Origin of the sequence: Streptomyces griseorubiginosus, from assembly GCF_017614965.1 — a bacterium.
Classification (GTDB): domain Bacteria; phylum Actinomycetota; class Actinomycetes; order Streptomycetales; family Streptomycetaceae; genus Streptomyces; species Streptomyces griseorubiginosus_B.
Genome location: NZ_WVUG01000347.1, coordinates 1 through 8,907, shown reverse-complemented (window position 1 = coordinate 8,907; position 8,907 = coordinate 1). Strand labels below are relative to the sequence as shown.

Sequence of the window (8,907 nt, the reverse complement as noted above, 5' to 3'; positions counted from 1 at the left end):
ACCACCGACGGCATCCACGACCTCCCAAGCAGCGACAGCACGACAGGCCACAACTCCCACGGGATCGTCGACCCTATGCCCGAACAGCGGAAACGCAGCCCTCAAGCCCGGAAAGACAACAACGTCTTACACCCACCGTGAGACGGGGGCGCCAGAAAACGAGGTGATCTTCACAGAAGGCGACACGGCACAATCAGGCCACGCACCATGCACGTTCAGTCTGGCTCAAGGAAAAATAAATAGATGGAAAATTCAGCGATCCCGCCCTCGCGCTTTATGTGATCACTTGTCCTGATCGCCGCTTTGCGGCACGGCAAGGTGAGCCTTGAAACCGCGAATAGGTTCCAGGATGTGGACCAAGGCTTTCCAAAGATATGAAGGAATGTATGCGCAAATCAACATATGTGCATATGTTGCCAGGGAATCGGCAGCACACCGCCGTGTGCTCAGCTCGACACGTCATCCTGACGCAAGGTCGGGCGGCAGGGCCACCCTGCAGGACCCCGATGGGCCTCGACGGGGTGACTATGCCCGGCATCTAGGGAACAGCAGCTCGTGGGGTCAACGGCGTGTGAGGTCACTTTTGCTGGCCGGGGGTCCACGTGTCTGTGGTGGGAGGGGGTGGTGGGGGTCGGTGCACGAGAAGCCTGGTGGTGTCGCGGGCGGCGGCGGTGTGCCGGGCAGCGTCGCCGCTGTCCAGAGTCGCGTGGATGTTTTCGGTGGCGAGGTCTGTGGCTGTGACGTGGATGCGGCCTGCGTAGTCGATGTCGAAGGTGACCTCGATCTGCGGGACGCCGCGGGGTGCCGGCGGCAACCCGGTCAGTTCCAACATCCCGAGTTTCTTGTTGTATGCCGTGATGTCGCGCTCGCCCTGGTAGACCGGGATCTGCACGGACGTCTGGTTGTCCTCGGCGGTGGTGAATACCTCGTAGCGCTTGGTCGGGATCGTCGTGTTGCGCTCGGCAAGGCACCTGCGGCGCCCGCCACTTCGGCGTGAGCGGCGGGCGCGTGCGAAGCACCGGCGGGGTCATCCCGTGCTCGCTGCGTGGCCTGCCCGTCCGTCGGCGTGGCCCGGTCTGTCGGTTCGGGCGGAGTGAGGAAGAGGGGCTCGTCGGTGTCGGTGGGCGGGGTGTCGGCGGCATCCGGCGCGTGCTGGTCGGGCACGGGTGTGTCGTCCTTCCGCTCGTCGAGGCCGGCCCCGGCTTCCAGGGCCGGTGCCTGCCGGGCCGGGGGAGCGTCCTCGGCCGGTCCGGCAGGGCTGGGGATGTGGGGCAGGCTCAGGGTGTGGGCCCAGGCCTGGGCGATCTCGCGGTGCAGGTTGTCGACGGCGGTGCGGACTTGGCCGAGGTCGTTGAGCATGCGTTCCTGCCGGTGGCGCAGTTCGCGGTTCTCCTCCCGCACGCCGGTCGTGCTGTAGGGGACGTGTTCCAGGACCTTGCCGTGCCGGCTCTCCTGCACCTGGGCCTGCGTCGTGATCTCGGTGTGGGTTCGGCGAGCATCCGGCGGCTCTCGCCGACCTCACCGATGATCTTCTTGATGTCCCGTCGTGCCACGCACCTGCACCCTCCTTTCGCGATGACCCGGACATCCCGCTCCGTCCTTCCGTGAACTGACGCTGCACCTTTCGGCCGTTTCGCGTGTGGCGGACGGGCCTGCCCCGGCAAAGAGAAGCCTGCTCCAGGGCGCCCGGCTGACGGCGAAGCCCTCGAACAACGGACCGCGTTTTCCTCTCGTGGCCTCTGCGCGTGCAGGCTGTCTGTACGCACCCTGGCGGAGTTGGGAACATGGGCAGACGACCGGGCAGGTGGGGAGTGGTGTCATGGGTTCGGACGAGATCAGGTCCCAGGGCTTCAGCCTGAAGGAACTGTTCCGTGACGTGACCTATGAGATCGACTACTACCAGCGTGAATACACGTGGGGCGAGGACGAAGTCCGCACGCTGCTGCGGGATCTGTGCGGATCGTTTCGGAACTGGTCCGCCAACCCGTCCTTTCTGCGCCGGCCGCACACCGCGCCGCAGTACTTCCTGGGGCCGTTCGTCTACTACGAGCCCTCCAGGAACCGGCGCTACCTCGTCGACGGGCAGCAGCGGTTCGTCACGCTGCACCTGCTCTTCCTGCAGCTTCGGCTTGCTGCGCAGGAGCGCGCAGACACCCGGGCCGTCGACCGGCTCAACCGGGTGATCACGACGGACGGAGAGCACTTCTCGCTCGGCATCACCGATCACGAACCCGTCCTGCGCGCGGTCGCCGATGCCCGCACCTACGAAACCGGCGTGGGGGATTCGCTCTCGCGGCGCAATCTGTGGGCGCGCAGCCGGCAGGTCGAATCCCAGCTCGCGGAGGAGCTCGATGCGGAAAACCTGACCCGGTTCACCGAGTGGCTGCTGGACCGGGTGGTCCTGGTCGGGATCCGCGCGGCCAGTGCTGACCATGGCTACCGGATGTTCGAGACGATGAACGACCGCGGTGCCCGCCTGACCGCCGTGGACCTCCTCAAGAGCCACCTGCTGTCCCACGTCGGAGCGAATGAGGACCGGCTGAACACCCAATGGCAGGAGATGCTGAGGGAACTGGCCACCGACCGGGAGGATTCCACAGCCGCATCCCGCTTCATCAAGGCTTTCCTGCTGGCCCGCTGCGCCCGCGAGGGCCAGGACGAGGACCGCCGGCAGATCGACAGCAACCTCAACGTATGGGTCCGCCAGAACGCCGCCCACCTGCACCTGGTTCCTGAACGCCCCGACAACTTCCTGCACTTCGTGCAGGACCTGCTGAAGTCGGCCAGACTGTTTAGGCCCTTCCTCGCCGCCGGCCGCGCGCTCAAGACAGGCGCCGACCGCCTGGAGACGGTGCTGTTCAACGAACGCAACGGCCTGAGCTGCCAGGCCGTCGCCATCCTCGCCGCCATCGACCCCGACGACCGTCCCTCCGACGCCAAGGACAAAGGCCGCCTCGTCGCTGACTACATGGACCGCTGGTACGCGTTGAGGGTCCTGCAGGACCTGCCCGTGCAGTCGGCCGACGCCGACACCCTCACCCACGACACCCTCGTCCCCGTCCTGCGCAGGTGCCGCACCGTGGCCGAGGTCGCCGCCGCGCTCGGCGACCTCGTCACCCAGGACGCCGGCTCGATCCGTGATGCGGTCACGCTCGGACTGCGCGGCAACAACGCCCACCAGATCCGCTACCTGCTCGCCCGGGCCACCGCCTACGTCGAAGAGGCCTGCCAGCGTCCCCACGACGTGCTGGCCTACCTCGACCGCGACCGGTTCCACATCGAGCACCTGTGGGCCAACCACCACCACCGCGTGAAGGAGGAAATCCCCGATCCCGTCGTCTTCCGCAGCCGCCGCAACCAACTGGGCGGCCTGGGCCTGCTCATGGGCCGCGAGAACTCATCCATCAACGACCTGCCCCTGCCCGACAAGGCCGTCTACTACGCGCGCAGCAACATCCTGCTCGGCATCATCGCCCCCGGCTATGACCAACGAAACCCACTGCTGCGCGAGTTCATCAAGACCCACAAGCTCGACAAGGTCCTCAGGCCGTTCGGCCCCCGGGAGACGATGACCTCCGTCGTCCAGACCCGCCAGGAGCTGTATCTGAGTCTGTTCGAACACATCTTCAACCCCGAGCGTCTCGGCCTGCCCGTCACCGCGCCCGGCGAGCCAGACGGCAGCGACGAGCCGCCAGCGCAGACTCGCGCGGCCACCGCCCAGCGCAGGCCGGCCGCGGGGCGCCGCCGCACGGATGTCGCCCGAATGATCGCGGCCCACGTCCTCACCGCCGGCACACGGATCGTGCTCACCTACCGCTCCACGGATCACTGGGCCACCATCGACGAAGACGGCGGGATCATCCTCGCTGCGACCGGAGGCACCCCCTACGGCCGGGTCGACGAAGCCGGCGCTGTCGCCCGCGGCACCAAGACCTGCCAGGGCATGAACGAATGGCACATCGAAGACGAGGCGGGGGTCCGCATCAGCCTGCGGGCCCTGCGCGACCGCGCAGTGGCCTCCGGCGCCCTGTGATTGCTCCCGGCGTCACCGAGGCCGTCTCGAACCTGGACGCGGTGAAGCACCGCTTGGGCTTGGTGGGGACCGTGCGCGAGTACACCTGGACTGGGGGGTCTGCCAGCCCAGGCGGCGGACGTAGCCGGTGGAGGCGGTCCACAGCGTGGCCACGACGGCCCCCCGCCTGCAGGGGGGCGCAACCGCTCACCCATCAGATGGGTTGCGAGCCGGGCGCCGCGTTCTTCCGGTGCAATGCATCTGCACGCGGTGCTGGCGCCGGGCCCCGGCTGGCGACCGAGGTATTGCGGGACCAGCAGGCCCAGTGCGGCGGCGACGACCTGACCGTCGCGCATGGCGACCGGTCGGCCCGCATGCGCGCCCCAGACGCATGATGTCCTCGACCGGCTGCCCGTAGGCGCGGCGGGCCAGAGTGTCGTACTGCTGCCACAGCTCGTCGTCGGCCTCCATGATCGCCAAAGATGAGACGCACAACAACCGACGGGCCGGCCGCAGGACCGCTTTCGCGGCACCCTGCCGCCCCTCTGTCCGGTCCCTGTTCGGTCATCGACGCGGGCGTGTTGGTCATTGCAGCGCCTCGCGCCGCACGGTGAGGAGGTCGTGCAGTTCCTCGGAGGGGAAGTGGGTCTGTAGCAGCCGCAGGTCGTGACGGGCGGCGGGGGCCAGTGGCCCCCCTTGCGGGCTTGTTCCGTCGAGGAATGCGCGCAGTCCGAGGTCGCCGCCTCTGGCCATGGTGTAGGGCGGTACCGAGTGCCGGGTCAGTACCAGTGCAGTGGGGCTGGTGTCGTCCGCGCCGCTGGTTGCGAACAGCCGTCGTACGTGGTGGAAGTGGCGTTCCTGGAGGCTGCCGAGGTCGATGACCGGAGCGTGCTGTGGCGCGGGCGTGCCGAGGTCCAGGTCGAGGGGGACGTCGTTGGTTCGGTCGTGGAGGAGGACGTGGGCGGCGGCATACTGCAGGGTCTGCTCGTCGGTGGTGGCGCCGCCCTTGCCGCCGAGCCGGTCGAGGACTGCCGCCCTCCGGGCCGGGGTGAGAGTGTGCACCAGGTCGTCCAGCGCGCCGAGGATTTCGGCGGACGGCCGGGTGCGGTAGAGCCCGTAACACCCCGGAGCCAGCGCCGACAGGAGCCGGTTGAGGCAGTGGGCGAGCAGCTTGGTCTCCGTGGCTGTGACGGGCCCGGGCAGGGCGTTGACGCGGCTGCCGAGCGGGCCGGCCAGCACGATCTTCAGGTAGGGGGCGCGCTGGCCGGCTGCGGTCAGCCGGGCCGCCATGCGGACGGCCGGCAGGACGTAGCTCAGTGCCCGAAGCGGGACTTCGGTGCTGGCGCCGTACACGACCCGCAGGACCAGCGGGCCCCTGACCGTCTCGCTGACCGTCCGCAACAGCGGCTCGACGCCGTGGCGGGGCAGGCCCGAGATGTAGCCGGTGCGTCTGGCCTCGGGCCCGATGATCGCGTTCAGCAGCCGCGGACGCGCCCGGTTCAGCTCTCCGGTCTGCTGCGCGTCGTCGCCGGGCGCAAGGGTGTCCAGCGCGCTGCGGACATCAAGGTCCGTCAGGACGTGGCGCTCCTTGCCGCATCCCAGGATGGGCACCCCTCGCATGATGGCCGCGAGCAGGTTTGCCTGCTTCTTCCCCAGGGACCGCTCCCTTGGAGGGGATATCTGCATCACGTGAATCCTTCAGAAATAGTGATAGATCGGACGAAGAAGGGGTTCAGGTGCGTACTGGGTCACCCGCTCGCATCGCTGACCTTGAGCGGGTGGCGGCTGCAGGAGCGCGACTGGACGCGTTTGTACCTGTTGGGGGTGGGCGCATACAGCGGTGCCAGGTGCCGGCGCAGCCGGGCAACGGCGTGTGGCGGAAGAGCGCGCTGGCGGCGGGTGGGTGCTGCAGCAGGTGGTCGGGGTTGTGCTTCCACGCGGGAGTCCGGCCGGACGTCCGTTCGTGTGCAGCACGAACTCGCCCTCGATGCCGGCGTTCACCTGGTAGCTCACGTGAAGAGTGGAAGCCGAAGGTCAACACCTCATCAGTTCAGGGGGTCGTTCCCTCGGTGTGTGGCCCAGGTGTGGGCTGCGTGCTGCATGGGTTTCGCCCAGTCGTCTGTGCTTTCGGCTGCGATCGCATTCCAGAGGCGGTGTTGGACGCGGGCCAGGGCGTCAAGGCCTGCGCGCGGGGCCTGAGGCCAGGCGGGGTGAGCGGCGGCGGCGTTTTCTGCCTGGTCGGGGGTGTGGCCGTGGGCGATGAGCCACAGCAGCCACAGCGCCGGGTCGATCCAGGCGGCGCCACAGGAGGCCCATCCCCAGTCCACGAGCAGGGCGTTGCCGTGTGAGATGAGGAGGTTGTGCGGGTTCCATTCGGTGTGGAGGAGGCTGCTGCCGGCGAACCATGACAGGTCCGCGGGGTCGTCCACGTATACCCGCAGCCGGTGCGGCATGTCTTTGAGCTCGAGTGCCGCCGGCGGCGGCACCTCGGTTAGCCGGATCATGGATGCCATGACGGCGGGCAGGTCTGGTGAGTTGGGGGTGAAGTCGGCGTGTCCGCCTTCGACGTACTCAAAGCCGAGCAGACTCCAGCCTTCGTCTTCGATATGCCACAGCAGTGGGGGCGCGATGCTGCGGACGTAGGGGGCGATCTGGGCTTCTCGTTTCTGGGTCCACACGCGGGGGTGATCGAGCGGCAGGCCCTTGAGGAACAGGGTGCGGTCGACGGTGTGCACTCGGGCGGCGATGGTGCTGTTCAGGCCGGCGTTGATGGGGGCGACGTCGACCACGCGGCCGCTGACCTTCTCGATCAGCCGCAGCACGGTGTTAGGGAGTTCGGTCAGGCGCTGGGTGGGCATTTCGGTCTCCTCCGGGAGGGGGGAACAGCGCTGGGGCCGCGTGGGGCGGCCCCAGCGAGTGGTTCAGTTGTAGGGGTTGTCGTCGCCGCAGCCGGGGAGGGTGTCCTCGGTCAGCGTTTCGACGTCGCTGACCAGGATGATCGCGTCCGGGTCCAGGGTGGCGGCTTCCGGTTTGGGCGTGATCTCGACCATGACAGCAGTCATGTGGCTACCTCTTTCCGTGTTGGCAGTAGTGTGAAAGTGGTGCCTTCGCCTCCTGGAAGACCTTCGCCATCGGCCTGCACACCCGGCACGTGCCGGACAGGGTGCAGCCGCTGCATCCTCCGGTGCGAAGCATGAGGGACTCGGCGATCTCGCCGAGTCGGGCCAGACCTTCCACGCCTTCGGCGATCAGGTCGATGTTCGGTTCGCGGCCGACCTTGCAGATCGAGGCCCGCCCGAACGGATCAGAGTGGAAGAACGTCACGCCGGCGGGGCAGCCGGTGAACGGCTGCCGATGGGTGAGGTACTCGGGCGACTGCTGCGGCAGAGGCTCGGCGGTGCCGTGGATTGTCGGCGAAATGTTCGCGTACTCCTTGTAGCGCACGCCAAGCTGACCCGCCCACGCCCGCATCGCGTCGACCTCGTGCGCGTTGTCCTGCACGATGATCAGGCTCAGCTCGATGTTCAGTCCGGCGTCGCGGGCCATGTCCAGGCCCTCGCGGAAACGGTCGAAGCCTCCACGGCTGCGGGTCACCATGTCGTACGTGTCGGCCGTCGCGCCGTACACACTCAAGGTCAGTTTGGTGGGCGGGTAGGTGCGCAGCAGGTTGAGGATGTGCGGCTTGCGGAGCCTGGATCCGTTGGACAAGACCTCTACCTGCATGCCCAGTTGGTGCGCGAGTCGGTAGGCCTCGGGGAAGTCGGGGTCGATGAGCGGCTCCCCGCCGGTGATCTGCAGCCAGATCACTCCGGCGTCCCGCATGAGGGCCAGTAGCCGACGCTTGCCCTCCATATCGAGGCCCTCGAACTTCTTCTCGCGGAGGTAGCACATCACGCAGTCGTAGTCGCAGCCGAGATTGATCTCCCACGTCGCCCGACTGAACGCGTATGGTCCGGCCTGCCGTATCAGGACCACCTCGTCGATGAGACGGCCGCCCAGTTCCATCTGCCACTGAGCGTGTGCGGCATCGACGAGCCAGCCGGGAACGACGCTTGACGCCGCCGCCAGCGTGCACAACTCATCGAATGTGGTGTGGGGGAGGTGGATGGCCTTGGCGCTGCCTGGGCGCAGGACGAGGCGCCGCCCCCCGAACGGTGTCGCAACGAGCTGGTGCACGTCGTCTTCCCTTCACATGAGAGCGAGCTGCTGAGGTGAGAGCCCGGGCGCAGGCGGTGACGTCACCGTGGGGTGAGCGACGAATCGTGACGCTCCCCGCGCCGGGGGTGGCCCAGGTCCGACGGCCAGGGGGTAGGGCATCCGGGCCGCCGGAGAAGGCTCGGCCCTTGAGTCCCCCGACCACCGTCCGACCGGGGGACTCAAGGAGTTGGACCTCTTGCCGCTGAGCGGGGAGTTCGGGCTTGGCGGCAAGAGGGACAGGGTGTCTCAGCGGATGCCGCGTTGCCGTTCGAGGTCGGTGACGTGCCTGCGGTGCCAGTCGAGTTCGGCGCGTGCCGCTTGGGAGTAGTGCCGCACCACGTCTTTGCCGAGCAGGAGGTGAGCGATGGTGCTGTTGGCGAAGTATGCGAGGGCTTCGGCGAGATCTCGATACAGGGGGATGGAGCCCTGGTCTTGGTAGGCGTCGCCGTCGCAGGCCGGCCGGGGCGTCAGGCGTTCTTGGATGCCGTGGGTGATGGCGGCGGTGTAGGCGGCGAGGGCGAGGTAGGCGTTGGCGTCGGCGCCAGCCAGTCGTACCTCGAGGTGGGTGCCTGGGCCGTGGCCGCTGATGCGGATGGCGCAGCCGCGGTGGTCGTGGCCCCAGTTGTAGCGGGTGGGGGCGAAGGAATACGGCCGGTAGCGTTTGTAGGAGTTGGGGGTGGGCGCGTACAGGGGCGCCA

Annotated in this window: 6 protein-coding genes and 2 pseudogenes; 2 read left to right on the top strand and 6 right to left on the bottom strand. The window is 67.9% G+C overall.

Features of this window, described 5'->3' with window-relative positions:
- Window positions 1-718: 718 nt before the first annotated feature.
- Window positions 719-973 (bottom strand): annotated as a pseudogene (locus GRC12_RS38215) (Hsp70 family protein); the annotation flags it as partial.
- Between the two features lie 311 nt (window positions 974-1,284).
- Between GRC12_RS38215 and GRC12_RS38210 the strand changes: the two are divergent.
- Window positions 1,285-1,608 carry a hypothetical protein gene (locus GRC12_RS38210; protein ID WP_208784877.1) on the top strand — a complete coding sequence of 108 codons (324 nt, stop codon included), beginning with the start codon at window positions 1,285-1,287 and terminating at the stop codon, window positions 1,606-1,608.
- 211 nt (window positions 1,609-1,819) lie between these two features.
- On the top strand, window positions 1,820-4,033 hold the full coding sequence (locus tag GRC12_RS38205; RefSeq protein WP_208784875.1) for a GmrSD restriction endonuclease domain-containing protein: 2,214 nt from the start codon (window positions 1,820-1,822) through the stop codon (window positions 4,031-4,033).
- A gap of 564 nt (window positions 4,034-4,597) precedes the next feature.
- Here GRC12_RS38205 and GRC12_RS38200 read toward each other — a convergent pair.
- The 5 genes and pseudogenes from GRC12_RS38200 to GRC12_RS38180 form a co-directional block, all read right to left on the bottom strand.
- Window positions 4,598-5,632, bottom strand: coding sequence for a hypothetical protein (locus GRC12_RS38200; protein ID WP_244374412.1), 1,035 nt, complete (start codon window positions 5,630-5,632; stop codon window positions 4,598-4,600).
- 425 nt (window positions 5,633-6,057) lie between these two features.
- Window positions 6,058-6,870 carry an aminoglycoside phosphotransferase gene (locus GRC12_RS38195; RefSeq protein ID WP_244374410.1) on the bottom strand — a complete coding sequence of 271 codons (813 nt, stop codon included), beginning with the start codon at window positions 6,868-6,870 and terminating at the stop codon, window positions 6,058-6,060.
- Window positions 6,871-6,933: 63 nt separating this feature from the next.
- Window positions 6,934-7,074: a hypothetical protein gene (locus GRC12_RS38190; protein ID WP_208784873.1), complete on the bottom strand. Its 141-nt coding sequence runs from the start codon at window positions 7,072-7,074 to the stop codon at window positions 6,934-6,936.
- 4 nt (window positions 7,075-7,078) lie between these two features.
- On the bottom strand, window positions 7,079-8,188 hold the full coding sequence (locus tag GRC12_RS38185; RefSeq protein ID WP_208784872.1) for a radical SAM protein: 1,110 nt from the start codon (window positions 8,186-8,188) through the stop codon (window positions 7,079-7,081).
- A gap of 267 nt (window positions 8,189-8,455) precedes the next feature.
- Window positions 8,456-8,907 (bottom strand): annotated as a pseudogene (locus tag GRC12_RS38180) (glutamine synthetase); the annotation flags it as partial.

What these genes read in the sequence shown, in the direction of transcription:
- GRC12_RS38205 (WP_208784875.1), top strand. Translation starts at nt 1,820, where the DNA reads ATGGGTTCGGACGAGATCAGGTCCCAGGGCTTCAGCCTGAAGGAACTG.
- GRC12_RS38200 (WP_244374412.1), bottom strand. Translation starts at nt 5,632, where the DNA reads ATGCGAGGGGTGCCCATCCTGGGATGCGGCAAGGAGCGCCACGTCCTG.
- GRC12_RS38195 (WP_244374410.1), bottom strand. Translation starts at nt 6,870, where the DNA reads ATGCCCACCCAGCGCCTGACCGAACTCCCTAACACCGTGCTGCGGCTG.
- GRC12_RS38190 (WP_208784873.1), bottom strand. Translation starts at nt 7,074, where the DNA reads ATGACTGCTGTCATGGTCGAGATCACGCCCAAACCGGAAGCCGCCACC.